The organism is Caulobacter flavus (assembly GCF_003722335.1).
Lineage (GTDB): Bacteria > Pseudomonadota > Alphaproteobacteria > Caulobacterales > Caulobacteraceae > Caulobacter > Caulobacter flavus.
In genome coordinates this window covers 4,520,757-4,546,332 of the sequence record NZ_CP026100.1, presented here as the reverse complement: position 1 = coordinate 4,546,332, position 25,576 = coordinate 4,520,757, and the positions used below count along the sequence as shown (strand labels likewise).

Annotated in this window: 22 protein-coding genes; 13 read left to right on the top strand and 9 right to left on the bottom strand. The window is 70.3% G+C overall.

From position 1 onward, the window contains the following. Genes C1707_RS20670 through C1707_RS20655 form a run of 4 tightly spaced genes read left to right on the top strand, consistent with a single transcriptional unit; the run spans position 1 to position 4,604 of the window. The gene (locus tag C1707_RS20670) at positions 1 to 2,022 is read left to right on the top strand and encodes an FUSC family protein (RefSeq protein WP_101714765.1); all 2,022 of its coding nucleotides are present in this window, start codon (positions 1 to 3) and stop codon (positions 2,020 to 2,022) included. Next, positions 2,019 to 2,219: a DUF1656 domain-containing protein gene (locus C1707_RS20665; protein ID WP_101714766.1), complete on the top strand. Its 201-nt coding sequence runs from the start codon at positions 2,019 to 2,021 to the stop codon at positions 2,217 to 2,219. The genes C1707_RS20670 and C1707_RS20665 overlap by 4 nt, the downstream gene beginning before the upstream one ends. A 7-nt stretch (positions 2,220 to 2,226) precedes the next feature. Next, positions 2,227 to 3,156 (top strand): efflux RND transporter periplasmic adaptor subunit, encoded by a 930-nt coding sequence (locus C1707_RS20660; protein ID WP_101714767.1) that lies wholly within the window; start codon positions 2,227 to 2,229, stop codon positions 3,154 to 3,156. Then, positions 3,153 to 4,604: an efflux transporter outer membrane subunit gene (locus C1707_RS20655; RefSeq protein WP_101714768.1), complete on the top strand. Its 1,452-nt coding sequence runs from the start codon at positions 3,153 to 3,155 to the stop codon at positions 4,602 to 4,604. The genes C1707_RS20660 and C1707_RS20655 overlap by 4 nt, the downstream gene beginning before the upstream one ends. 98 nt (positions 4,605 to 4,702) lie before the next feature. Here the strand turns inward: C1707_RS20655 and C1707_RS20650 are convergent, their stop codons facing one another. Further along, positions 4,703 to 6,028, bottom strand: a complete 1,326-nt coding sequence (locus C1707_RS20650) for an Hsp70 family protein (protein WP_101714769.1) — start codon at positions 6,026 to 6,028, stop codon at positions 4,703 to 4,705. 154 nt (positions 6,029 to 6,182) lie between these two features. On the opposite strand from C1707_RS20650, the gene C1707_RS20645 reads away from it, so the two are divergent. After that, complete coding sequence (locus tag C1707_RS20645; protein WP_101714770.1) at positions 6,183 to 8,003, top strand: methyl-accepting chemotaxis protein; 1,821 nt, start codon at positions 6,183 to 6,185, stop codon at positions 8,001 to 8,003. 3 nt (positions 8,004 to 8,006) lie between these two features. Here the strand turns inward: C1707_RS20645 and C1707_RS20640 are convergent, their stop codons facing one another. After that, positions 8,007 to 8,288: a type II toxin-antitoxin system RelE/ParE family toxin gene (locus tag C1707_RS20640; RefSeq protein WP_101714771.1), complete on the bottom strand. Its 282-nt coding sequence runs from the start codon at positions 8,286 to 8,288 to the stop codon at positions 8,007 to 8,009. Then, the gene (locus tag C1707_RS20635; RefSeq protein WP_101714772.1) at positions 8,285 to 8,533 is read right to left on the bottom strand and encodes an antitoxin; all 249 of its coding nucleotides are present in this window, start codon (positions 8,531 to 8,533) and stop codon (positions 8,285 to 8,287) included. Before C1707_RS20635 ends, C1707_RS20640 begins: the two co-directional genes overlap by 4 nt. 103 nt (positions 8,534 to 8,636) lie before the next feature. Between C1707_RS20635 and C1707_RS20630 the strand changes: the two genes are divergently transcribed. Beyond that, positions 8,637 to 9,815: a BaiN/RdsA family NAD(P)/FAD-dependent oxidoreductase gene (locus C1707_RS20630; RefSeq protein WP_101714773.1), complete on the top strand. Its 1,179-nt coding sequence runs from the start codon at positions 8,637 to 8,639 to the stop codon at positions 9,813 to 9,815. 47 nt (positions 9,816 to 9,862) lie between these two features. On the opposite strand, the gene C1707_RS20625 is transcribed toward C1707_RS20630, so the two are convergent. The 3 genes from C1707_RS20625 to arsC form a co-directional block, all read right to left on the bottom strand. Further along, complete coding sequence (locus C1707_RS20625) at positions 9,863 to 11,998, bottom strand: DEAD/DEAH box helicase (protein WP_101714774.1); 2,136 nt, start codon at positions 11,996 to 11,998, stop codon at positions 9,863 to 9,865. 320 nt (positions 11,999 to 12,318) lie between these two features. Beyond that, positions 12,319 to 13,359 carry a substrate-binding domain-containing protein gene (locus tag C1707_RS20620; RefSeq protein WP_101714775.1) on the bottom strand — a complete coding sequence of 347 codons (1,041 nt, stop codon included), beginning with the start codon at positions 13,357 to 13,359 and terminating at the stop codon, positions 12,319 to 12,321. Between the two features lie 176 nt (positions 13,360 to 13,535). Then, positions 13,536 to 13,919, bottom strand: coding sequence for an arsenate reductase (glutaredoxin) (arsC, locus tag C1707_RS20615; RefSeq protein ID WP_101714776.1), 384 nt, complete (start codon positions 13,917 to 13,919; stop codon positions 13,536 to 13,538). A gap of 138 nt (positions 13,920 to 14,057) precedes the next feature. On the opposite strand from arsC, the gene C1707_RS26280 reads away from it, so the two are divergent. Continuing rightward, entirely contained in the window at positions 14,058 to 14,210 is a 153-nt protein-coding gene (locus tag C1707_RS26280; protein ID WP_164467421.1) for a hypothetical protein, read from the top strand. Positions 14,211 to 14,216: 6 nt separating this feature from the next. Here the strand turns inward: C1707_RS26280 and C1707_RS20610 are convergent, their stop codons facing one another. After that, positions 14,217 to 15,311, bottom strand: a complete 1,095-nt coding sequence (locus C1707_RS20610; protein ID WP_164467420.1) for a serine hydrolase domain-containing protein — start codon at positions 15,309 to 15,311, stop codon at positions 14,217 to 14,219. Positions 15,312 to 15,577: 266 nt separating this feature from the next. On the opposite strand from C1707_RS20610, the gene C1707_RS20605 reads away from it, so the two are divergent. Further along, positions 15,578 to 16,372, top strand: a complete 795-nt coding sequence (locus C1707_RS20605) for an IclR family transcriptional regulator domain-containing protein (protein WP_101714778.1) — start codon at positions 15,578 to 15,580, stop codon at positions 16,370 to 16,372. Between the two features lie 11 nt (positions 16,373 to 16,383). Here the strand turns inward: C1707_RS20605 and C1707_RS20600 are convergent, their stop codons facing one another. Continuing rightward, positions 16,384 to 17,634: an MFS transporter gene (locus C1707_RS20600; RefSeq protein WP_164467419.1), complete on the bottom strand. Its 1,251-nt coding sequence runs from the start codon at positions 17,632 to 17,634 to the stop codon at positions 16,384 to 16,386. A gap of 179 nt (positions 17,635 to 17,813) precedes the next feature. Here C1707_RS20600 and C1707_RS20595 point away from each other — a divergent pair, with 179 nt between their 5' ends. Beyond that, on the top strand, positions 17,814 to 19,331 hold the full coding sequence (locus tag C1707_RS20595) for an aldehyde dehydrogenase family protein (protein WP_101714780.1): 1,518 nt from the start codon (positions 17,814 to 17,816) through the stop codon (positions 19,329 to 19,331). 1,009 nt (positions 19,332 to 20,340) lie between these two features. Here the strand turns inward: C1707_RS20595 and C1707_RS20590 are convergent. Then, positions 20,341 to 21,423: a serine hydrolase domain-containing protein gene (locus C1707_RS20590; protein WP_101714781.1), complete on the bottom strand. Its 1,083-nt coding sequence runs from the start codon at positions 21,421 to 21,423 to the stop codon at positions 20,341 to 20,343. A 175-nt stretch (positions 21,424 to 21,598) separates the two neighbouring features. Here C1707_RS20590 and C1707_RS20585 point away from each other — a divergent pair, with 175 nt between their 5' ends. The 4 genes from C1707_RS20585 to C1707_RS20570 all read left to right on the top strand — a co-directional run bounded on the left by C1707_RS20585 (position 21,599) and on the right by C1707_RS20570 (position 25,371). Then, a complete protein-coding gene (locus C1707_RS20585) occupies positions 21,599 to 23,113 on the top strand; it encodes an aldehyde dehydrogenase family protein (RefSeq protein ID WP_101714782.1) in 1,515 nt (504 codons plus the stop codon). Continuing rightward, positions 23,113 to 23,901, top strand: coding sequence for an alpha/beta hydrolase (locus C1707_RS20580; protein ID WP_101714783.1), 789 nt, complete (start codon positions 23,113 to 23,115; stop codon positions 23,899 to 23,901). Before C1707_RS20585 ends, C1707_RS20580 begins: the two co-directional genes overlap by 1 nt. Before the next feature lie 90 nt (positions 23,902 to 23,991). Then, positions 23,992 to 25,038 (top strand): class I SAM-dependent methyltransferase, encoded by a 1,047-nt coding sequence (locus C1707_RS20575; RefSeq protein ID WP_101714784.1) that lies wholly within the window; start codon positions 23,992 to 23,994, stop codon positions 25,036 to 25,038. Positions 25,039 to 25,062: 24 nt separating this feature from the next. After that, on the top strand, positions 25,063 to 25,371 hold the full coding sequence (locus C1707_RS20570; protein ID WP_101714785.1) for a hypothetical protein: 309 nt from the start codon (positions 25,063 to 25,065) through the stop codon (positions 25,369 to 25,371). Positions 25,372 to 25,576 lie beyond the last annotated feature (205 nt).

The window sequence follows — 25,576 nt, the reverse complement described above, 5'->3', positions numbered from 1 at the left end:
ATGCCCAAGTTCGACCGGTGGACGCTGCTGTTCTCGCTGAACAGCTTCGTCGCCGCCATGCTCGCCCTCTGGATCGGCTTCGCCGTGGGGCTGCCGCGTCCGTACTGGGCCATGACTACGGCCTACATCGTCAGCCAGCCCCTGGCCGGGGCGGTGCGCTCCAAGGCGCTGTATCGCGTGCTCGGCACCATGCTGGGCGGCGCGGCCGCCGTCGCCCTGGTGCCCAACCTGGTCAACGCCCCGGTGCTGCTGTGCCTGGCCCTGGCCCTGTGGGTCGGCGCCTGCCTGACCATCTCGCTGCTCGACCGCACGCCGCGCAGCTACGTTCTCATGCTGGCCGGCTACACCGCCGCCATCATCGGCTTCCCGGCCGTCAGCCAGCCCGGCGCCATCTTCGACCTGGCCGTCTGGCGCGTGGTCGAGATCGGCCTAGGGATCATCTGCGCCACCCTGGTCCACAGCCTCGTCTTCCCGCGTCCGGTCGGGACCGTACTGCGCGCCCGCCTGTCGGCGTGGCTGGGCGAGGCCGACCGCTGGGCGCTGGACGTGCTGAAGGGCGCCGACGAGCAGGCCTTTGCCCGCGACCGCCGTCACCTGGCCGCCGCCGCCAGCGAGATCCAGATGCTGGCTACGCACCTGCCGTTCGACACCACCCGCCTGCGCGAGACCACCGGCGTCGTTCGGGCCCTGCACGAGCGCCTCCTGATCCTCATTCCGCTGCTGTCGGGCCTGTCCGACCGCATGCAGGCCCTGAAGGACGTCCAGGACCCCGCCGCCCGCCGGGCGCTGGACGCCGTGGTCGGCTGGATCGAGGCCGGTGCGACGCGCGGCCCGGGCCTTGACCTCATCGCCCGCCTCCAGGCCGAGGCGGCCGAGCGTCGCGGCGGCGACTGGAACGCCCTGCTGGTCGAGAGCCTGCTGGTGCGGCTGGCCGAGACCGTCCAGGCCCTGGGCGAGGGTCACGCCCTTATGACCCGCCTGGAAAACCCCGACGCCCCGCTGTCGCCCAACCTTGCCGCCGCCACGGCCAACGCCGCGCGCCGCCGCATGCACAGCGACCTGCCGCTGGCGCTGCTGTCGGGGGCGGCGGCCGCGATCGCGGTGCTGCTGTCCTGCGGCATCTGGATCGTCTCGGGCTGGGGCGACGGCGCCTCGGCCCCGGTGATGGCGGCGGTGTTCTGCTGCTTCTTCGCGGCCATGGACGATCCCGTGCCCGCCATCCGCAGCTTCGGGATCTTCACCCTGGTCTCGCTGCCGCTGTCGGCGCTCTACATGTTCGCCGTGCTGCCGGCCATCGACGGCTATCCGCTGCTGGTCCTGACCCTGGCCCCACCGCTGCTGTTCATCGGCCTGTTCATTCCCAACCCCAAGACCATGGGTGCGGCCCTGGCCACGCTGATGGGATTCTGCAACGCGCTGGCGCTGCAGGAGACCTTCAGCGCCGACTTCGCCAGCTTCCTGAACGTCAATCTGGGCCAATTCGTCGGCCTGGGCGCGGCGATCTTCGTCACCGCCGCCATGCGCTCGATGAGCATCGACGCCGGCGCCCGGCGCCTGTTGTCGCGTACCTGGAAGAACCTGGCGCGCCTGGCCCGCTCCAACCGCGCGCCCGAGCCGGCCGCCTTCGCCGCCGCCCTGGTCGACCGCCTGGGCCTGCTGACTCCCAAGCTCGCCGCCGTGGGGCCGCGCGACGACCTCGTCGGCGTCGACGTGCTGCGCGACCTGCGGGTGGGCATGAACCTGGTGGCCGTCCAGACCGCCCGGGGCGAGACCTCGGGCTCGGCCCGGACCGCACTCGACGCCGTGCTCGACGGGGTAGGCGACCACTACGCCGCCCTGTCGGCCGGCCGTCGCCAGCCGCCGCGCGCCGACCTGCTGGTCCGCCTCGACCAGGCCCTGACCCGCATGGGCGAGGCCCGTTTCGCACCCAATAGCGCCCTGGGCGGCGTCACCGGCCTCGTCGGTCTGCGCCGCAACCTCTTCCCCGACGCCCCCGCCTTCAATCCGGAGTCCGCCGCATGATCGGCGAATACAATATCGACGGCGTCTTCCTGTCGTCCGTCCTCGTCTCGGCCGTGGCGGCCCTCGTCGCCGCCTTCGTTCTCCGACGCGTGCTGTCCTGGGCCGGAGCCTACCGTTTCGTGTGGCACCCGGCGCTCTTCGACACCGCTCTGTTCGTCATCCTCTGGGCCGCCGCCGTGGTCCTGGTCCGTCCATAAGAAAAACATGCCCCAGCTGAAAACTATCCTCCCCCAAGCCGGCCGCGTCGCGGTCACCCTGGCCGTCGTCGCCGTCGCCGTGGTCGGGGGCAAGCGCCTCTGGGACCACTATCAGGTCGATCCCTGGACCCGTGACGGCCGCGTCCGCGCCGACATCGTCCAGGTCGCCCCCGACGTCTCGGGCCTGGTGACCGCCGTCCAGGTGGTCAACGACCAGACGGTCAAGGCCGGCCAGCCGCTGTTCTACGTCGACCGCGACCGCTACGCTCTGGCGCTGCGTCAGGCCGACGCGGCCGTCGCCGCCCAGAAGGCCCAACTGGCCCAGGCCCGCCGCGAACTGGTCCGCAACCGCGTGCTGGGCGACCTGGTCGCCGGCGAGATCACCGAGCAGAGCCTTGCCAAGGTCGAGCAAGGCCAGGCCGCCCTGGCCCAGGCCGTCGCCGCCCGCGACCTGGCCGCCCTGAACCTCGAACGCACCCTGGTGGTCGCGCCCACCGACGGCTTCCTGTCGGACCTGACGCTGCGCGCCGGCGACTACGTCACGGCCGGCAAGCCGGTGCTGGCCCTGATCGACAGCCGCTCGTACCGGGTCGAGGGCTATTTCGAGGAGACCAAGCTCAAGGGCCTGCACGTCGGCCAGAGGGTCAGCGTCACCGTCATGGGCGAAGACCGCCCGCTGCACGGCCACATCCAGTCGATCGCCGCCGGCATCGAGGACCGCGACCGCGCCGCCGGCGCCAGCCTGCTGCCCAACGTCAACCCCACCTTCAGTTGGGTGCGCCTGGCCCAGCGGGTGCCTGTCCGCGTCGCCCTGGACGAGACGCCCAAGGACCTGCGCCTGATCGCCGGCCGCACCGCCACCGTCGCGGTGCTGGGGCAGGCTCAGGCGCAAGGGAAGGGGAGCACGAAGGTCGCCGCCAAGGGAGCCGCCTCATGAGCACGCTCCGCACCCTGGCGGCCGCGACCTCGTTGCTTGCCCTGGCCGCCTGCGCCACCGTCGGCCCCGACTACAAGCGGCCCGACGTCGCCAAGATCAACGAGCCGGCCGCCCAGGCCCCGTTCATGGGCTCCGCCAGCGTCGCCGTCAGCCAGGATCCGGTCCCGGACGGCTGGTGGAAGCTCTATGACGACGAGACCCTGAACGGGCTCGTCCAGGAAGCTCTGGCCGCCAACACCGACCTGCGGGTGGCCGCCGCCAGCCTGGCCCGCGCTCGCGCCGTGGCCGGCGAGGCCGACGACGCCGGCGGCTTCTCGGTCGGGGCGTCGGCCGCCGCCATGCACGCCCGCGAGTCCGGCGAGCAGTACCTGATGAGCGAGCCCCTGCCGGTCGAGAACCTGGCCGACGCGGGGGTGAAGGTCTCCTACCAGGTCGATCTCGTGGGACGCCTGAAGCGCGCCGCCGAGGCCGCCCATGCCGACGCCGACGCCAGCCAGGCTGCCCTGGATCTCGCCCGCGTCAGCGTCGCCGCCGACGTCGCGCGGGCCTATGTCGAGGCCTGCTCGGCCGGCCACGAGATCCATGTCGCCGAACACAGCCTGGACCTGCAGCAGAAGAGCCTGGACGTCACCAACCGCCTGATCGCGGCGGGCCGGGGCACGAGCCTCGACGCCACCCGCGCCCGGGCCCAGGTCGACCTGCAGCGCGCCGCCATCCCCAGCTTCGAGGCCCATCGCAAGGCCGCGCTATACAAGCTGGCCGTCCTGACCGGCAAGCCGCCGGCCCAGTTCCCCAAGGTCGTGGAAGCCTGCGCGACGCCGCCGAAGCTTTCCCAGCCCCTGCCGGTGGGCGACGGGGCGGCGCTGCTCAAGCGACGTCCCGACGTCCGCCAGGCCGAACGCACCCTGGCCGGCGCCACCGCCCGCATCGGCGTCGCCAGGGGCGCGCTCTATCCGAACATCAGCTTCGGCCTGGGCGGCGGTTCCACGGGCCTGCTGGCCGACATCGGCCAGCCGGCCGCCAACCGCTGGAGCCTGTCGGGCCTGATCTCGTGGACCCTGCCGGGCGAGGGCGAACGCGCCCGCATCCGCGGGGCCGAGGCCGGCGCCGACGGGGCCCTGGCCAGGTTCGACGGCGTGGTGCTCAACGCCCTGCGCGAGACCGAGACCAGCCTGACCGCCTACGCCCACGAACTCGACCGCAACGCCGCCCTGCGCGCCGCCCGCGACGAGGCCGTGAAGGCCGAGCGCCAGGCCGCCACGCTCTACAAGGCCGGCCGCGCGCCCTACCTCCAGGGCCTCGACGCCCAGCGCACCCTGGCCGGCGCCGAAGCCGCCCTGGCCGCCTCCGACGCCGCTGTGGCCGCCGATCAGGTCAACCTCTTCCTGGCCCTGGGCGGCGGCTGGGAAACCGCGCCGCCGGTGAAGACGGTGCAGGCGCAGCGGTAACCGAGATCCTCCCCCAGAGGGGGGAGGAACTTGGCGCTCCAGATGCTCCCCCTCTGGGGGAGCTGTCGCGGAACGACCGAGGGGGCCGCCGAAGGCGGCTAGGGCCTAGCCGCCCGCTCGCTCCACAGGTCCAGGTCCGTCTCGTGCCCGATCAGCGCCAGGCCCGAGGCGATCGACTCGAACTCGCCGCCGCTCTCGATGCGTTCGGCCCCGAACCGGCGCAGGAAGATGTCGCGGACGGCCGGCACGAAAGACGAGCCGCCGGTCAGGAACACCCGGTCCACGCCCTCGGGAGCCAGGCCCGAGCGCTCCAGCGCCTGGTCGACGGCCGTCTCGATGGCCTTCAGTTCCGGCGCGATCCAGTCTTCGAACTCGGTCCGGGCCACCTCGCGCTCGATCTCCACAGAGCCGGCCTTGAACGAGAACCGCGCGCTTTCCTGGCTCGATAGCGCCTCCTTCAGGCCAGAGACCGAGCGGTAGAGGGCGTAGCCGTGGTTGTCGTCGAGCACCTCGATCAGGCGAGCGATCTTCTCCGGCTCGACCGCCGTGCGTTCCAGGGCGCGGATGTCGCGCATGTCCTTGGACGCCCGCAGCAGGGCCAGCTGGTCCCAGCGGGCGAAGGCGGTGTAGTAGCGCTGCGGAATCGGCAGGCGGCTGGACATGGCCTTGTACAGGCTGCCCTTGCCCAGTTCCGGCGACACCACGTTGTCGATGATCCGGTAGTCGAAGGCGTCGCCGGCCACGCCGACGCCCGAGCGCGCCAGCGGAACCGAGCGAAGCTGGCTGCCGTGGCGTTCGAACCGCACGATCGAGAAGTCGCTGGTGCCGCCACCGAAGTCGGCCACCAGCACCGTGGCGTCCTCCTTCAGCTGACGGGCGAAGAAGAAGGCCGCGCCGACCGGCTCGTGGGCGTAGCGGATATCGGAGAAGCCCAGGCGCTCGAACGCGGCCTCGTAACGGCGCAGGGCCAGGGCCTCGTCCGGATTGCCGCCGGCGAAGGTCACCGGCCGGCCGACGATCACCCGGGGCGGCAACTGGCTCATCTGGCCGCCAGCGTGGTCGCGCAGCTTGAACAGGAAGGCCGCCAGCAGGTCCTCGAACAGGTAGCGCTTGTCGAGGATGCGGGTCTCGGTGAAGGCCGCGCTCGCGGCGAACGTCTTGAACGACTGGACGAAGCGGGTCTCCAGCGGATCCTCGACATAGGCCTCGATCGCCCAGGGGCCGGCCTCGATGACGCGCTCGGTCGGCCGCCCGTCCGGGCCGGCCAGCGAATGGAAGCTCAGCGCCGAGCGAAAGGCGAAGATGTCCTTCTCGCCGACCGGAAAGCGCACCAGGCGCGCGGGACCGTCGCCGTCGGCGATGGCGACGACGGTGTTGGTGGTGCCGAAATCGATGCCGATCGTCGGCTGGACGGCGGACGTCATGGAAATAGCTCGGGCCGGGGAGGGGCCGTGCGTCCTACAGCCGTGAGCGCCTGGGTCAAGCGACTTAACGGGGTTTTTACGCCGCGCCCGAAAAACTGCGTTCAACTACCGCGAGTCCGGCGCGGATCAGACAAACATCCGGGGGGAAACGAACATGAAGCTCGACGATCTCAAGATCGCCTCGAAGGTCGCCTTGCCGGCCGTCGTGCTGGGCGCCGCCGTGCTGGGCTGCACGGGCCTGGGGGTCTGGCAGCAGAAGAGCCTGGACGCCGCCACCAGCCGCCTCGTCGAGCATCGCGCCCCCGCCGAGGTGCAGTCGGCCCGCTTCAGCCGCCGCCTGGCCATGATGGGCCACGCCGCCCACCGCACCGTGACCTACGACGGCGCCTCCAGCCAGGCGCAGGCCGCTTCGACGGAACTCGACAAGGTCTATGCCGAGGGCAAGGACAGCCTCGACAAGATGACCGGCTTCGATCCGGCGATCACGCAGAAGGCCGAGGGCTTCCGCGCCCGGATCGACGCCCTCTACGCCGATGCGCGGGGCGCCGCCGACAAAGGCTTGTCCAATGATGACACCGGTGCCATGTCGCATTTGGCCGTCATGGATCCGGCCATCGACGCCCTGGCCAAGGACGTGAAGGCCTGGGGTGACGGCTATCACGAGGAGACCGACGCCATGGTCGCGGCGGCTCGCGCCGAGGCCGGGCGCGGCGTGCTGCTGACGCTGCTGTTCGGCGTCGCTGCCGCCCTGGGCGGGGTGGCCTTCGCGCTCTGGATCGGCGCGGTCAAGATCTCGCGGCCGGTGGCGGGGCTCTCCCGGGCCATGAACGACCTGGCCGAGGGGCGCCTCGAGACGGTCGTGGCCGGCGCCGGCCGCCGCGACGAGGTCGGACTGATGGCCAAGGCCGTGCAGGTCTTCAAGGACAACGCCCTGGCTCTGAAGAGCGCCCAGGCCGAGCAGGCCCGCTCGCGCGCCGCCGGCGACGAGGAGCGCGGCCGTAACGAACAGGCCCGCGAGGCCGCAGCCCGCGAGCAGGCCTTCGTCATGGACGCCATCGCGGGCGGGCTGTCGCGCCTGTCGCGCGGGGACCTGACGGTACGGGTTACCGAGGCCTTCCCCGAGGGCTATCGCCAGCTGCGCGACGACTTCAACGCCGCCATGGGCCACCTGGACGAGGCGATGGGCCAGATCCTGGCCGCCGTGGACGGCATCGGCCGGGGCTCGGACGAGATCGCCGCCGCGGCCGACCAGACCGCCCGTCGCAGCGAACAGCAGGCCGCCGGCCTGGAGGAGACCGCCGCCGCCCTCGACGAGATCACCGCCACCGTCCGCCGCGCCTCGCAGGGCGCCGGCGAGGCCGCCCGTGTGGTCGGCTCGGCCCGCGGCGACGCCGAACGCTCCGGCGAGGTCGTGCGCGGCGCTGTCGAGGCCATGACTGGCATCGAGAGTTCTTCGCGCCAGATCGGCCAGATCATCGGCGTCATCGACGAGATCGCCTTCCAGACCAATCTCCTGGCGCTCAACGCCGGGGTCGAGGCCGCTCGGGCCGGCGAGGCGGGCAGGGGCTTCGCCGTCGTCGCCCAGGAAGTGCGCGCGCTCGCTCAGCGCTCGGCCGACGCGGCCAAGGAAATCAAGACCCTGATCTCGACCTCGGCCCGCCAGGTCGACGAAGGGGTAAAGCTGGTCGGCCAGACCGGCGAGGCGCTGGAAGGCATCGTCTTCAAGGTCGGCGAGATCGACGTGCTGGTGCGTGAACTGGCGGCTTCCGCGGGCGAGCAGGCGACGGGCCTCAACGAGGTCAATGCGGCGGTGAACCAGATGGACCAGGGCGTGCAGCAGAACGCGGCCATGGTCGAGGAAGCTAACGCCGTCGCCCACGCCCTCAAGAGCGAGATCGTCGGCCTGCTGGAGATGACCGGCCGTTTCCGGGTGACGGGCGCGCGCGCGGCGGGGGGTTATCGGATGGCGGGGTAGGGATCAGCGTTCGCGGGCGTGTTTGACGCGCGTGACGACGACTGCCGACGGACCGATGCGGTAACGAATGACGTATCCGGAGTTTCCAAAGGGGACGTTGATCTGCCGAAGTCCTGGCTCCTGCGCGGGGCGGCCGCGCTCGGCGTGTTCGCCTAGCGAAAGAAGAGCGCCGCTTAGAGCATTCATGGCTCGGTTGGCGGCCTCGGGACTTTTTTCCGCCAGGAAATCCTCGAGCCTAAGAAGGTCACGGCGGGCTGTTTGGGTCAGCCGGACAGTGCGCTTCATTTACGCTGGGCTTGTCTGGCTTCGACGTTGGCCCGCAGTTCGGCCATGACTTCCTCGACGGAGTAAGAAATCCCGGTGCGGTCGTATTCTTCGAGCGCGGCGATATCCTCCGCCCAGTCGTCGTCGATCGCGCTGTCGATGGCGTTGAGGGCGAAGGCTTCCGGCGTCACGCCAGCAGCCTCGGCCGCGACGCGCAGGCGCTCGGCGCGTTCGGGATCGAGATGGATGTCAGCGCCGTCGGCCATGGCTTGAGGATCGCTCCGTCGCGACAGGGCGTCAACGTACGGTTCGCATTGACTTTTGCGCCGCGTCCCCGTCCTTGGCGCGCTCAATTGAGAGGGCCGGCCTTTGGAACAGTTCGACGTCGTGGTGCTGGGAGCCGGCGCGGCCGGCATGATGTGCGCCATCGAGGCTGGCAAGCGCGGCCGCAAGGTGCTGATCGTCGACCACGCCAAGGCGGCGGGCGAGAAGATCCGCATCAGCGGCGGCGGCCGCTGCAACTTCACCAACATCGGCGCGACGCCCGCCAACTTCCTGTCGGCCAATCCGAAGTTCTGCGTCTCGGCCCTGCGGCGCTACCGCCCGGCCGACTTCGTCAATCTCGTGCGCAAGTACGGCATCGACTTTCACGAAAAGACCCTCGGCCAGCTGTTCTGCGACAGTTCGTCCAAGGACATCATCGGCATGCTGCTGGACCTGATGGACCAGGCCGGCGTGGTGCTGCGGCTGGAGACGGCGGTCCAGGGCGTCGAGAAGGATGGCGAAGGCTTCGTCGTCCGGCTGTCGAGCGGGCCCGTGGCCTGCGCGTCGCTCGTGGTCGCCACCGGCGGCAAGTCGATCCCGAAGATGGGCGCGACGGGCCTGGGCTACGAGATCGCTCGCCAGTTCGGCCTGGCCATCGTCGAGACCAGGCCCGCCCTGGTGCCGCTGACCTTCGAGGCCCGCACCCTGGAGCGCCTGTCGCCGCTGTCGGGCGTGTCGGTCGACGCCGTGGTCGCCAGCGGCAAGACGAAGTTCCGCGAGGGGATGCTCTTCACCCACCGGGGCCTGTCGGGCCCGTCGATCCTGCAGATCTCGTCCTATTGGCGCGAGGGCGGCGAGATCACGGTCGACATGGCGCCGGGCGTCGACGTCTTCGCGACCCTGAAGGCCGAGCGCGCCGCCAACGGCCGCCGCGCGCTTCACACGGTGCTGGGCGAGATCGTGCCCAAGCGCCTGGCGCAGAAGATCGTCGAGGACGAGGGGATCGCCGGCAACATCGCCGACTGTTCGGACAAGGTCCTGGCCCGCGTGGCCGGCGTCGTGAACGCCTGGACCTTCAAGCCGGTGGGCTCGGAGGGCTATCGCACGGCGGAAGTCACCCTGGGCGGGGTCGACACCGACGGCCTCGACTCCCGCTCGATGGAGGCCAAGGCCGTGCCCGGGCTCTATTTCATCGGCGAAGTCGTCGACGTCACCGGCTGGCTCGGGGGCTATAACTTCCAGTGGGCATGGGCGTCCGGCTGGTGCGCGGGGCAGGCGGTCTGAGATCGCTGCCGCCAAACGACTGAGGGGGCTTTCGCCCCCTCAGAAAACTACTTCTTCTTGAACGGCTTGGGCTTGCCGCCGAAGTCGCTCTTGCCCTTGAAGGGCTTGGGGCCCTTGAACGCGGGCTTGTCGCCGAACGCCGGCTTGGCCTTGTAGGGCTTGGCCGGAGCGTCGCCGAACGCCTTGGGCGCGCGGGGCTTGTACTCGCGGGGGCCGTCGGCGTTGTCGCGGCCTTCGGCGCGGGGCTTGTAGGCGCGCTTGGGGGCGCCGTCGCTGTCGACCGGCGAGTAGGGACGCGGAGCTTCGTCGCGATCGCGGGGCTTGAAGTCGCGCGGCTTGGCGTCACGCGGGGGGCGCGCCTTGTAGTCGCCCTTGGGCTCCTCGCCGCGGCCATACGGCTTGGCGCCGCTCATGCCGTCGCGGTCGTAGCCGCCGGGACGCGGAGTGTGGTCGCGCGAACCCGGGGCGTTGGCGCGGGGACCGCGCGGGGCGTCGTCGTAGTTGCGGGGCGGACGCGGCGCGCGCGGAGCATCGCCGCGCGGAGCCGGGGCCGTGGTCGGCGTGATCGAGACGTCCTCGCGCACCGTGGCCTGCACAGCGGCGCCGAACTTTACCGCCGCCTCGGCCGAGATCTCGAACTTGGTGTCGTAGTCGAAGATCCGGATCGAGCCGATGTCCTTCTTGGTGATGTGGCCTTGGCGGCAGATCAGCGGGATCAGCCACTTGGGATCGGCGTTGCCGCGGCGGCCGACGCTGATGCGGAACCACTCCGAGCCGTCCATGCTGGCGCGCGGCTCGCGTTCCGGACGATCGCCGAAGTCGCGGGGCTCGCGCGGTTCACGCGAGCGGGGGCCCGGATCGGCGCCGTGGCGCGGGTCGTCGTAGATCTCTTCCGGGGCAGGCAGCTTGGCGCGGCGGGTGCGGATCAGGGCGGCGGCGATCTCGGTCGGGGTGCGCTTGGCCAGCATGGCCTCGGCCAGGGCCAGGTCTTCCTCGTTCGAAGCTTCGGCGAAGATCGGATCGTCCAGCAGGCGCTCGGTGTCCTTGGCGCGGATCTCGTCGGCGCTCGGGGCACCGCCCCAGACGCCTTCGACGCCGGCCGCGAACAGCAGCTGCTCGGCCTTGCGGCGACGGGTGTAGGGCACGACGAGCGCCGAGACGCCCTTCTTGCCGGCGCGACCGGTGCGGCCCGAACGGTGCAGCAGCGTGGCCTTGTTGACCGGCAGTTCGGCGTGGATGACGAGGCCCAGGTCGGGCAGATCCAGGCCGCGCGCGGCGACGTCGGTGGCCACGCAGACGCGGGCGTGGCCGTCACGGAGAGCTTGAAGGGCGTCGGCGCGCTCGCGCTGCGAAAGTTCGCCCGACAGGCCCACGACGTCGAAGCCGCGCTCGCGCAGCTTGCTGTGCAGCGAACGCACGCTCTCGCGGGTGTTGGCGAACACCAGGGCGCCAGGGCTCTCGAAGTAGCGCAGCAGGTTGACCACCGCGTGTTCGGTCTCGTTCGGCGCCACGCGCACGGCGCGGTACTCGATGTCGCGGTGCGGCTCGTTGCGGTCGATCGTGTCGATACGCAGGGCGTCGTTCTGGTAGTTCTTGGCCAGGGCGATGATGTCGCGCGCCAGGGTGGCCGAGAACAGCAGGGTGCGACGCTCGGCCGGGGCGGCGTCGAGGATGAACTCCAGGTCCTCGCGGAAGCCCATGTCGAGCATTTCGTCGGCTTCGTCGAGGACGGCGACCTTCAGCTCGGAGAGGTCCAGGTGGCCGCGCTCGATGTGGTCGCGCAGGCGACCCGGCGTGCCGACGACGATGTGGGCACCGAAGTTCAGGGCGCGTTGCTCGCGGCGGGCGTCCATGCCGCCGACGCAGTTGACGACCGTGGCGCCGGCCTGGGCGTAGAGCCACTCCAGTTCGCGATTGACCTGCATGGCCAGTTCACGGGTCGGGGCGATGACCAGGCACATCGGCAGGCCGGCCTTGGGCAGGCGCTCGGCGTCGCCCAGCAGGGTCGGGGCGGCGGCCAGGCCGAAGGCCACGGTCTTGCCCGAGCCGGTCTGGGCGCTGACCAGCAGGTCGCGGCCTTCGGCGTCGGCTTCCAGCACGGCGGCCTGGACGGGGGTGGGCTCGGCGTAACCCTGAGCGGCGAGAGCCCGCTCAAGAGCGGGGTGGGAGGCGGGGAAGGGCATGTTGGTCCAGTTCGATCCTGCAGACGGCGCGCACACAAAAACGCCCGCGGCCTGCGCCACGACCAAATTACGACCCCGTTGTCCCGGACCCGTCTGATTGGTCACTTGTCATGAAAATAAACCTCTTCGAACGCCAAAACGAGGTTTGGCCGACCGGAGAAGTTCGGAAAGGCGGCTTAAGACGCCAATCCGGGACGAAAGGCAAGGGGCTGCGCGCAATTCCTGCCGACTGCGGCGCTTTGGCCGCAGGCGCTAGATCAAACGAAAACGCCCCGCCCGGAAACCCGGACGGGGCGTCTTTCAGTCGTCGATCGAGCCGATCAGCCCTTCGGCGCGGCCATCAGCGTCAGCTTGCCGGCCGTGGCCTTGGCGGCTTCGTGCTGAGCCGGCGGCAGCGGGATCAGGCCGCGGCCCTGCAGGTAGCCGCCGCGACCGGTGGCGGCGTCGGAGACGAACTCGTTCAGGAATTCCTTCAGGCCCGGCGTCACGCCGACCTGGCCCTTCTTCACGTAGATGAAGAGCGAACGCGACACCGGGTAGCTGCCGTTGGCGATCGTCTGCGGGGTGGGCTTCACGCCATTGACGGCGGCGCCCTTGATGACGTTGGCGTTCTCTTCGAGGAACGAGAAGCCGAACACGCCCAGCGCGCCCGGGGTCTTGGTCAGAGTGCCGACGATGGCGTTGTCGTTCTCGCCGGCGTCGATCCAGGCGCCGTCCTTGCGCATCGGGTCGACCTTGGCCTTGAAGCCCTTCTCGTCGCTGTCGTGCAGCGCCTTGGCGGTCGGGAACTTCTTGGCGCCGCCTTCGATGGCCAGCTCGACCCAGGCGTCGCGGGTGCCCGAGGTGGGCGGGGGCCCGTAGACCAGGATGCGGTTGGCCGGCAGGCCGGAGCCGACGTCCTTCCAGGTCTTGTAGGGGTTGGTCACGAACTGGCCGCCGCGCAGGGCGTTCTGGGCCAGGCCCAGATAGAGGTGCTCGAGCTTGAAGTTGTAGTCGGGCGACTTCTTGTCCATCGCGATGACGATGCCGTCGAAGCCGATCTTGATCTCGACGATGTCCTTGACGCCCTTGGCCTTGCAGGCCTCGTACTCGGACTTCTTCATCGGACGCGAGGCGTTGGCGATGTCGGGGAAGCCTTCGCCCATGCCGCCGCAGAACATCTTGATGCCGCCGCCGGTGCCGAGGCTCTCGACCTTGGGCGACTTCTTGCCGGTCTTCTTGGCGAAGTTCTCGGCGACGCGGGTGCTGAACGGGAAGACGGTCGACGAGCCGGCGGCCCAGACGTAGTCGCGGGCGGCGTGGGCGCTGGGAGCCAGGGCCAGCAGGCCGAGCGCGGCGGCGGCTCCGAGGAAGGCTTTCATGGACGACATCCTGATGGTCGGCTTGGGGCCATTTGGAATCTTGGACGTGCCGGGCGGACCTTTCGGGGGAAGGGTCTCCGACCTCGCGACCGCAGATTAGCGGCGGCGAGGTCGGCTATTTGTCACAGTTCAGCGACAGATTTGCGACAGGCGACGGGTAAACGTCCGATCACGGATCAGGATGCGTCCGCCGGGGGCTGGCGGTCGAGGACGTCCAGCACCCTTTCCTTGGGACGGGCGAGAACCGCGCCCTTGGGCGTGACGACGATCGGACGCTCGACGAGGATCGGGTGCTCGACCATGGCCGCGAGGATCGCATCGTCGGCGATGGCGGGATCGGTCAGGCCCAGTTCCTCGGCCGGAGTGCCCTTGACGCGCAGCAGGCCCCGGGCGCCGACGCCGGTGCGGGCGGCCAGGTCCTTCAGCTGCTCCAGCGTCCAGCCCGTCTTCAGGTATTCGACCACGGTCGGCGCGTAGCCGGCCGCCTCGATGATCGCCAGCGTGTTGCGCGAGGTGCCGCATTTGGGATTGTGGAAGATGGTGACGGGGAAGTCGGTCATGGCGGCCTCTGGATGGGATGTCAGGCTGATAGCAGGCGAAGCGCCGACCGGCCATGACGCGCGCGTCGCTTCAGAATAGTAGTTGCGATTCACTCTCAACAATGCAACTGGGACGCCCCGCCGGAAAAGGAGCGTCCCATGCGCGACGACCGGGGTCTGGACGACCCGCCGCCCACGCTCGACGAACTGCTCTCCGAGCCCATCGTCCGCCTGCTGATGCGCCGCGACGGCGTGGAGGAGGGCGAGGTGCGCAAGCTGATCGCCAAGGTCGCCTCCAGCCGGCGGGCCTAGAAGAGGCTAGAGACCCCGCAGGATCAGGTTGGGCAGGACGCTGTTGTCCCACTCGGGCGACTTGGGCGGATTGTCGCCGACCCTCAGCACGATCAGGCGCCTGGACGGCACGATGTAGACCACCTGGTTCGAGTTCCCGCAGAAGAGATAGAGGTCGTCCGCGGCGTAGGGCTCGCTGTGCAGGATCTTCGGCCAGGGCGTATCGGGCGCGGCCCAGCCCCGGCGCTCGGCATAGGGCGCGCCGATATAGACGCCCAGGCCGTAGTGGGGGTTCTGCTCGGTCGGGGTGCGCATCTCGCGCACATAGCCTTCGGGCAGCAGGCGCCGGCCGTCATGGACGCCGTCGTCGATCAGCAGGATCGCCAGCCGCAGCCAGCTTTCGGCCGGCAGCAGGATGCAGCAGCCTGAGTGCGCCAGGCCGCCGGGACGGTCGACCCAGATCTGGCCGCCCGGCGCGCCGATCGGCTTGAGCACCTCTTCGGAGACGAACTCGGCGTAGCGGCGGCCCGTGGCGCGCTCGACGACCAGGGCCACCAGCTCCGAGGTGGCGTTGGCGTAGTCGTAGCGGCTGCCCGGCGGGTTCACGAGCGGGTAGTCGTTGATCAGGATGTCGTCGTGGCGCGGGTGCAGATAGGCCCGGTTCAGCACGTCGGCCGGGTCGGTGCTGAAGCCCTGCGGCAGGAAGCCCGTGCGCATGTCCAGGGTGTGGCGCACCAGGATGTCGGCCTTGGGCGTGCCCTTCCACTCGGTGATGAAGTCGGCCAGCGACTGGTCCAGCGACTTGATGACGCCCAGGTCCAGGGCGCGACCGATCGCGACGGCGGTCAGCGGCTTGGCCAGCGACTTGGAGGCCAGCAGGGACGGGCGGCTGGCGCCGGCGAAGTAGGTCTCGCGCTCGAGCACGCCGTCGCGCCAGACCATGAAGGCCTTGGCGTTGCTGTCGCGTGCGTAGGCCTCGGCCGAGTCGAGGGCGTCAGCGGCGATCGTGGCCGGCGCGGCGGCGGGAATCAGCGCGCGGCCGGCCGCGCCGGGGACGGGCTCGAGCGTGTCGTAGGTCTCCTGAGGCGCGTTGGCCGCGGCCTGAAAGCGCTGGAGATACAAGGACTCATCGGCTGACGTTACGGAAGTTTCGACGCTCATCACGCGCTCCAGGAGGCTGTGAGCGTGACCCTAGAACTCGCATTTGCCACTTCGTTGACCGCGTGGTCAAATATCCGCCCTGCGAAAGAGCAGGCGACGCACAAAAGACGACTCGAACCGCGGTGGGACTTCGCTGCGCTATCCGGCGACCGGATAGTCGGAGCGTAGGTTTCGACCAGGCCCCGCCGCCGGTCTGGAGTTCGCGTGAATCTGGAGGAGGCGTTTCGATGGAAAAAGGTGTGCCGATCAGGGCCATCAGCCGCTGCATCTCGGTGCTGCAGGCGATCAACCGGCGTGGCTCGCTGTCGATGATGGAGATCGCCCAGACCTCGGGCGTGCCCTATCCGACGGCCTGCCGCATCGTGCAGACTCTGCTGCACGAGAAGCTGATCGAGCGGGAGCCGGCGCGAAAGCGCTATCGACCGACCATGCTGGTGCAGTCGCTGTCGCACGGGTTCCAGGAGAGCGATCGCCTGGTCGCCTGCGCCCGCCCGCACATCGTCGACCTGACGGCCAAGGTGACCTGGCCGGTGTCGATCGCGACCCGGGTCGGCCAGCAGATGATGATCCGCGACTCGACCCATACGATGACGTCGCTGACGCTGAACAACTATTATCCGGGCTATACGCTGCCGATCCTGGAGAGCGCCGCGGGCAAGGCCTATCTGGCCTTCGCGTCGCCCGAGGAGCAGGCGGCGGTGCTGGAGGCCTATCGCAGCGGCGAGGGCCAGGTGGATCCGCTGACCCTGCAGTATGCGGAGTCCGGCGGCATGTTCGCCGACATCGTCGAGGCGGGCGTGGCGACCAAGGGCCGCAACCCCTACACCGCCACCCCGGGCAAGACCTCGTCGATCGGCGCGCCGATCTTCAACAGCGAGGGCGTTTGCGGGGCGCTGGTGCTGGTGTTCTTCAGCTCGTCGATGAAGATGCCCGACGCCGTCAAGCAGTACGGCGACAAGCTGAAGATCGCCGCGGCGGCCATCAGCCGCGACCTCTCCGAACCCCTGTCCCGCGCCGCCTGAGGGCGGTGCGGTCAGGCCTTTTCCTCGGGCGTGGTCCATTGCGGGTAGCGTCCCATCAGGAGGATCAGCGCGCCGCTGGCGACAAAGCCGGCGGCCGCGATCGCCAGGGCGCGGCCGTAGCCGCCATCGTGGTCGTAGAGGGCTCCAAAGCCGATGGCGCCGATCGGCACGCCCAGCGAGATCGCCACGCCGATCAGGGCGTAGACGGCGCCGTAGGAGCGCATGCCGAAGTAGCGGGCGACGAAGAAGGCGGCGACGTCGACCTCGCCGCCCTGCGCGGCGCCGATCAGCAGCACCGCCAGCACGGCGAGTGGCCACTGGCCGTGCCCGATCGCCAGCAGGCCCACCCCCAGCGCCGGCAGGACCAGGGCGATGGCGGCCGGGACCGGCGCCCAGAAGCGGTCGACCGCCCAGCCGACGACGATGCGACCCAGCGCCACCGAGACGGCCAGCAGGGCCACCAGCCAGCCGGCGACGCGGGCGTCCAGGCCCTGGTCGGTCAGGATGGGCTGAAGCTGGCTGATGACGCCGGTCAGGCCCGCCGTCGCCAGCAGGATGGCCATGGCCAGGATCCAGAAGCGGCCGGTCTTCAGCGCCTGACCGGCCGTCAGGCCGACCTGGGAAACCCGCGTGGCCGCGGCGATCTCGCCCTCGGCCGCGCCGCGCCTGGCCAGCCAGCGAGGCCGCTCCCACAGGGCGACGAAGACGGTGGGCAGGGCGACCAGCAGCGACAGGCCCGCCAGGGTCGCATAGCCGCCGCGCCAGCCGTGATGGGTGATGACGAAGTTCAGCAGCGGGGCGCTGAGCGCGGCGACCAGCGAGACGCCGGTGAGCGTCAGGCCCAGCGACAGGCCGCGGCCCTTCTCGAACCAGGTGTTGACCGCCCGCGTGTAGCCGATCGGCCCGGTGCCGCTGCCCAGGATCACCAGAAGGGCGAAGAGGCCGTAGAAGGCGCCCAGGGACGGCGGCATGGCCGCCAGCGCCGCGTAGACCGCCGCAAGCAGGACGATCGAGACCATCGCCACCGGCCGTACGCCGACCTTGTCGATCAGCCAGCCCAGCACCGGGGCGACGAACAGCGCCGCCAGGGCCGCGCCCTGCGCCTGGGCGATCTGGCCGCGCGTCCAGCCCAGATCGGCCTGCAGGGCCTTCACGAACAGCGAGCCGACATACTGCTGCAGGCTGATGCCGCAGCCGACCCCCACGCCGGCCGCCAGCACCACGCGCCAGCCCCTGCGGAATTCGTCCCGAACCTCGCTCACGCGTCCGTCCCCCTGGGCCGGCTGGCCCCATGTCCCCCAGTCGAGCATCCGACGGCTCGCGCGCGACGCGCCATCGCTTCGCGCGGGCTGATCGACAGGCGGGGAGGGCGCGCGGGACGGGGGCGGCCGATCCGTCCCGCCTTCACAACTGAGCTCAGTTTCTTCCCACGGAGTTTCCCATGGCGGACGCCAGCGACGCAGCGATCTTCGGCCCCTCGCAGGAGGCCCTGGCCTTTCTCGCCCAGGCCCACGGCCAGCTGATCGGCGAGGCCTTCGTCGAGGGGCGCGGAGCGACCCTGATCGAGGTCGAGGATCCGGCGACCGAGCAGGTGATCGCCAAGGTGCGCGCCAGTTCGGCCGAGGACCTGGATCAGGCCGTGGCGGCCGCCCGCAAGGCGTTCAAGGGCTGGAGCCGCGCCTCGGGCGCGGACCGGGCGCGGATCATGTTGCGCTTCGCCGATCTGCTGGAGCGCGACGCCGACAAGCTTGCCGAGATCGAGACCCTCGAGAACGGCATGCCGATCGCCCTGTCCGGGGCGACCATCAAGGGCTTCTGCGCCGACTACGTCCGCTATTACGCGGGCCTGGCCACCAAGCTGGAGGGTTCGACCATTCCGGCCCGGGCCAACGGCCGCGAGGCGCTGGACCTTCTCGTCTACACCGTCCGCGAGCCGGTGGGCGTGGTCGGGGCGATCGTGCCGTGGAACGTGCCGGTGTCGATGATCATCCTGAAGCTGGCGCCGGCCCTGGCCGCCGGCTGCACCCTGGTGCTCAAGAGCGCCGAACTGACGCCGCTGACCTCGATCCTGGTCGCGCGGCTGTGGCTGGAGGCCGGCGGCCCGCCCGGCGTGTTCAACCTGATCCACGGCCTGGGTCACGAGATCGGGGCGGCGCTGGTCTCGCATCCGGGCGTCGACAAGATCACCTTCACCGGCTCGACGGCCGTGGGCAAGGAGATCGTCCGCGCCGTTAGCCACGACCTGAAGAGGGTGTCGCTGGAACTGGGCGGCAAGTCGCCGTTCGTGATCTTCCCCGACGCCGACCTCGCCGACGCCATCCCGTCGGCGGCCATGGCCTGCTTCTTCCTGTCGGGCCAGAACTGCATGGCCGGCACGCGACTGTTCGTGCACGAGAAGGTGCTGGAGCCGGTGCTGGAAGGCCTGGCCCAGACGGCCGCCTATCTGAAGGTGGGGCCGGGCCTTGATCCGACGACGATGATCGGCCCGCTGGTCTCGGCCCGCCAGAAGGGCCGGGTGCTGGAGCATGTGGAGGCCGCCGCCGCCGAGGGCGCGCGCCTGACCTATGCCGGCGGCGTTCCGGGCGGCCCGGGCCACTATGTGGCGCCGACCATCTATGCCGACGTGACGCCCGGCATGCGGCTGGCCCGCGAGGAGGTGTTCGGCCCGGTGCTGGGCGTGCAGGCGTTCGGCGACGATGACGAGGCGCTCCTCTCGGCGATCAACGCCACGACCTACGGCCTGTCGGGTTCGGTCTGGACCAGGGACCTGTCGCGCGCCCACCGCATGGCCCGCGCCATAGACAGCGGCCAGGTGGGTGTGAACATCCACGCGGCCCTGAGCCCCGAGACCCCGTTCGGCGGCAACCGCCAGTCGGGCTGGGGCCGCGAGTTCGGCCGCGAGGGCGTCGACGCGTACCTGAAGACCAAGGCCGTGAGCGTGAACCTGGGGGCGGGGTAGGGGCGCGGAGGCGCCGTCTCCAAGATGCTCCCCCTGAAGGGGGAGCTGTCGCGGAGCGACTGAGGGGGAAGTTGCTGCGCCGTCGGGGATGTGCTGAGCGCATCAGATACTTCCCCCTCCGGCCCTTCGGGCCACCTCCCCCTTCAGGGGTAGGGTCTTTGGACACGGCTTTCCCGCCTCACGCGGCTGGCCGCTGAGCTGATGGAGAGGGCGCGGGGCGTCCGGGCCTCGCCCGGATGTGTGAGTTTCAATTACCGTTTCGACGAAGCATAGACGCCCCGCGCGATCGTTATTCCTCAGGCCGGGACGCGCGGGCCTCTTCCGCCTTGTGCCCCTTCCCCACGCAGAGCTCCCCGTTTCTTGACGGCCAGGAGTGCGTGCTAGGCGCGGACCCTTGGACGGGCGGGAGCCTAGTCAGGCAAGCTCCCGATGGATGGGTTTACGTCCCCCATCCTCATTTAAGCCCTCAGGCCCGGCTCACGCCGCGCCTTCAGCCCCGCTCGATCGCATCCGCGTCGCCGCTTCGGGCCGGATCCTTGCGCCCTCTCCCTGCGACGGGATGCAGTGATTATGCGCGCGGTCTGGATCCGTCTGATCCAGCACCGTGAGAAAGTTGCAAGTCGCTGATCGGGTTCAGGAGTTTTCGCTGAACGCGGAGGATCCACGCTGCTCTGTCCCCGTCCGCCGTTCCCAATTCCGTAAAACCCCCGCGCACGCGGGGGCCCAGGCTTTTTCTGAAACCCATGGCGCTCGACGACAAAACGCCTGGGTCCCCGCTTTCGCGGGGATTTTACGGGTGGGGTGTGTTCCCGCTCCGGGACGGCTGCCTGGCGCCGGCGCTGGCCCCCTCCGGCCCTCCGGGCCACCTCCCCCAGAGGGGGATCGTTGCATAATGGGGTAAAACGAGAACGACTTTCCCCTTTTGATTCCGAACTGTTCTCGAACGGATTCTGGTCTGTTCTTCGACGTTCCGAATTTCGCAACAGTCCCCCAGAGGGGGAGGATCTTTTTAGGTCAGCCCTTCGGCGATGAGGTTGGGCAGCACGGCGTCATCGAAGTCGAGCCTGGGCCGGCCGATGCGCACGATCACCAGGTCGCGTGAGGGCGAGACGTAGACGCGCTGGCCGCCGAAACCGTCGAAATAGACGAGGTCGTCGGCGATGAACGGCGCGCCATGCGGGGCGGCGTAGGCGGTGGAGGGGCCGTAGGAGCGCTTGCCGCCGGGGGCGGGGGCGGCGCGCCAGACCAGCAGGCCGTAGGCGGGATTGAGCGGGTTCTCGGCGGTGATCGTCGCGATCCAGTCGGCGGGCAGCACCTGGCGGCCGTCGAGGGCGCCGGCGCCGGCCACGAGGCGCCCGAGTTGCAGCCAGTCGCGGGCCCGGGCCTGCAGGCCGGCGAAGAAGCGCGGCTCGCCGTCCTCGCGCTCGACCCACAGGCGGGCGTCGGCGCCGCCCATCGGGCCCCAGAGCGCCTTGGACAGATAGGTCGCCGCGTCGCCCAGCCCCTTGGCGGCGACAGCGCGCGACAGGGCCAGACCCGCCACCTGGGCGGCGACGTTGTAGTAGTCGAAGACCTCGCCGGAGGGGCGCTGGGCCTGCACGGAGAGGGCGGTCTCGCTGATCCGGTCGCCCAGCATCAGGGCCAGGGCGACGGGGTCGCCCTTGTCGAGGCTGTGCACGGTCAGGCCCGAGCTCATGCCCAGCAGATGCCGCAGCGGGATCTGGCCGCGCGGGTCGTCGCGCCATTCGGCGAGGTAGAGGCCGACCGGGTCGTCGATCGAGGCGATCGCGCCGTCGCGGATCGCCGCGCCGTAGAGCAGGCCAAGCGCCGACTTGTGCATCGAGAAGGTCTCGAACAGGCTGTCGGCGGTCAGGTGCGGGGCGTAGGCCTCGTGGCGCAGGGCGCCGTCCGCATAGACCAGCAGGGCCAGGCCGTCGTGGGCGTCGGAGAAGGCCTGGGCGGCGTCGAGGGCCGCCTGGGACACGGCGCCGGGAACCACCGGCGAGGCGTCGGGCGCGGCCACGCCGGCCACCGGGCGCAGGGGAGCGTAGCCGTGGATCTCGTCCACGCCGCGTCCGTTCATCGTCGTCATCGAAAGCCCCCGGAAACCGTCACTGAAAACCCCGTGAACCTAGGCTCTAGCGCGGTTTCGAAGCGGCCGCGCGCGGAGGCGCCCGCACAGCGGATAGGCGTTCCGCGACCCCTGTGAATCGAGGGCGCGGGGACTAGCGTCGAGGCTGGAAATCCAGCGTCCCGGGGAATGCGCCATGACCTTCGTCGTCCGTTCTGTCGAACCTCAGACGGAGGGGGCGAAGGCCTTCCTCGCCAAGCGTCGCAAGCAGCTGTTCATCGGCGGCGCCTGGATCGACGCGGCCGGCGGCGACACCTTCGCGACCAAGGATCCGGCCACCGGCGTGGTGCTGGCCGAGATCGCCAAGGGCGGGGCGGCCGACGTCGACGCGGCGGTGGCCGCCGCGCGCAAGGCCTTCGAGGGCGGCGAGTGGCCCGGCCTCACCCCCATGCAGCGCTCGCGCCTGCTGTGGACCCTGGCCGACCTGATCGAGGCCAATATCGACGAACTGGCGGAGCTGGAGACCCTCGACCAGGGCAAGCCGCTGTACGTCGGCCGCTGGGCCGAGATTCCGGGGGCGGTGAACCAGTTCCGCTACTATGCGGGCCTGGCCACGGCCATCGAGGGCCGCACGATCGACAGCTCGATCAACTACCAGCCGGCCGGCAAGCAGATGGCCAGCTGGACACTGCGCGAGCCGGTCGGCGTGGTCGCCGCCATCGTGCCGTGGAACTCGCCGCTGGTGCTGACCGCGATGAAGCTGGCGCCGGCCCTGGCCGCCGGCTGCACCGTGGTGCTCAAGCCCGCCGAGGACACCTCGCTGACCGCCGTGCGCCTGGCCGAACTGGTCCAGCAGGCCGGCTTCCCGGCGGGGGTGCTGAACCTGGTCACCGGCCTGGGCGGCGAGGCCGGCGCGGCGCTGGCCTCGCACCAGGACGTCGACAAGGTGGCCTTCACCGGCTCGACCCCGACCGGGCGGGCCATTCTCGACGCGGCCAAGGGCAACCTCAAGAAGGTCAGCCTGGAGCTGGGCGGCAAGTCGCCGGTGGTGATCCTGCCGGACGCCGACCTCGACCTGGCCATCCCCGGCGCGGCGAACGCCATCTTCTTCAACGCCGGACAGGTGTGCGTGGCCGGCTCGCGGCTGTACGCCCACCGTTCGGTCTACGACCGGGTGGTCGAGGGCGTGGCGGCCCAGGCCAGGGGGCTGCAGCTGGGCCACGGCCTGGACCCGGCCACCCACATGGGCCCGCTGGTGTCGCGCAAGCAGGCCGACCGCGTGGCCGGTTTCGTCGCCGGCGCGGCGGCGGCCGGGGCCGAGGTGCTGACCGGCGGCCAGCAGGGCGGCGACGAAGGCACGTTCGTGACGCCGGCCGTGGTGGCGCGGGTGACCCCCGACATGGCCATCGTCCGCGAAGAGGTGTTCGGACCCGTCGTGGTCGTCCAGGCCTATGACGAGATCGACGAGGTGGTGGCCGCCGCCAACGACAGCGAGTTCGGCCTGGCCGCCAGCATCTGGACCGAGAGCCTGTCGCACGCCCATCGCCTGTCGCGCCGCATCAAGGCCGGCACCGTCTGGATCAACTGCCACTCGATGTACGACAACGCCCTGCCGATCGGCGGGGTCAAGGCCTCGGGCTGGGGACGCGACAGCGGGCAGGTCGCCCTCGACGGCTACCTGGAATGGAAGACGGTTTGCGCGGTCGTCTGATGGCTCTGAACATCGTCGAGGTCGCCGTCGGCGACCGCAGCATCGGTCTGGCCGTGGCGCGGCCGGAAGGCGCGCCCAAGGCCGCCGGCTCCTTTTCGCACGGGGCCTTCTCGGCGCCGCGCAAGTACGCGACCCTGCTGGAAGGCTGGGCCGCGGCGGGCCTGCTGGTCGCCGCGCCCCTGCACGTCGACAGCACCGACCACCCGCAGCGCGAGGCCTACGACCAGGGCGCCGTCTGGCGCACGCGTCTGGAAGACCAGGCCGCGGCCCTGGACTGGCTGGCCGGGCAGGGAGGGGAGGGCCTCGCCGCCGCCGGCCACTCGTTCGGGGCGCTGCTGGCCCTGGCGGCCGGGGGCGCGAGCGTGCTGGCGCCGCCCGGCGCGCCGACGCTGGATGCGCGCGTCAAGGCCGTTGTCGCCCTGTCGCCGCCGCCCGCCACGCCGCCGCTGATCGCCGCCGAGGGCTTTACGACGACGTCCGCGCCGCTGCTGGTGCAGACCGGCGACGCCGACGTGCTGCCGGGCTTCGTCGACGACTGGCGCATGCGCCTGATCGCCTACGAGGCGCCGAAGCCGGGCGATCGCCATGCGCTGGTGTTGCCGGGCGTCGACCACTATTTCGGCGGGCTGATCTGCCGGCCCGAACTGCCGGGACCGGCGCAGGCCGATGGCCTGGCGCGGGCGATCGCGGCCTCTGCCGACCTCGTGCTCGCCCACGCCGCCGGCGACGCCTCGGCGGCCGCGCGCATCGCGGCATGGTCGAACGATCCGAGCTTCACCACCCGCTGACCGTTGTGCGGATAGCGGATCCGAGGCGCCTTTCAGGGCCTCGCGCCGGCGGTAAAGTCCCTCATCGAAACAGGGTTTTAGAGGTGCCTCATGGACGCTCCGGCCCTGGCCCAACGCGGGCGCGCGTCGCTCGATTTCCAGGCGGGCATATCGAAGGCGACCTTCAGCCTGCACTTCGCCTCGGAGGCGGAGCTGGCCATGAAGGGCGTCAACGCCCAGACCATGCCCGACGACATGGACGAGCGCCACGCCCTGGTCGTCGAGACCCTGGCCGACTCCAAGATCTTCAAGATCCGCGAGCTGTTCGGCGAATGGGCCTCGCGCACCCACGGCGCGCACTGCGATGAAGCGTTCGAAGAGCGCCGCGCGGTGCTCGAGCCCTATCTGAAGGCCCTCGACGAAGGCCCCGCCACGCTGGACTACGGCGACGGCGAGACGCCGCCCAGCTACTGGAGCAAGGTCTGGTTCCACCGCACCACCGGCGGCTGGGACCACATCGACCACACCGGCTACGTCCATGGCGAGCTGGTGCACAAGCAGCTGGTGGCGCGCGGCTACGGCGGCGACATCTTCGGTCAGCGCCGGGCGGCCGCCCAGCAGGCCCCGCGCCGCGACTACAAGGAAATCCTCGATATCGGCTGCGGCTCGGGCCACTTCACCCAGGCCCTGCAGGAGACCTTCCCCGAGGCCCAGATCACCGGCATCGACTGGTCGGCCCGCATGCTCGAACAGGCCCGCCGCGTGGCCAACGAAAGGGGTTGGAACTGGAAGCTGATGGTCAAGGGCGGCGAGAACTCCGGTTTCGCCGACGAGAGCTTCGACCTCGTGACCACCTTCATCCTGTTCCACGAGGCGCCGCCGCGGATCATCAAGTCGGTGCTGGAAGAGGCCTTCCGGATGCTGAAGCCGGGCGGCGACATCATCATGGCCGACGTGCCGCGCTACGCCGAGATCGATAAGCTGAGCTCCTGGCGCTACGACTACCTGGCCAAGTGGGGCGGCGAGCCCTACTGGCGCGCCTCGGCGAGCATGGACCTGGTCCAGATCTGCAAGGACATCGGCTACGTCGACGTGGAGGGCGCCACCCAGGCCCCGACGCACTCCTACTACGTGCTGCGCGCTCACAAGCCCGCCTGATCCTTCCGACAACGAGCGAGCGACATGAACGCGATGAACCAGAAGACCTTCGAACGCCCGATCTCCGAGCCGGTGAACCGCCGGATGCTGACCGCCGACCAGATCGACGACCTGGGCGAGGCCATTCTCTCCCTGACCCGCGAGATCTGGGTGCTGACCGACCGCGTCCAGGTGCTGGAAGCGGTGCTGGAAAGCCACGGCGTGCTGGCCAACGCCGAGGTCGACGCCTTCCAGCCGGGCCCCGAGCTGCAGGCCCAGCTGAACGCCAAGCGCGACGCCATCGTCCAGAACCTGCTGCGCGCCCTGCGCGCCGCGCCCGAGGCGCGCAGCTAACGAGGTCCCCGCTGCAAACTGCGCAGCGTGTAGCCTGGCGCGGTCCGCAAGGACCGCGCCTTTTTTGTGGGTGTTGGGATGCGCAGGGCGCTTGTTTGTAACCTCTCCCATAGGGAGAGGGAGGGGCCCAAGCGAAGCTTGGGAGGGTGAGGGGTTAGGGACCCTTGTCCATGCTCGCGCTGAATTTCTTGAGGATTGGATCGGG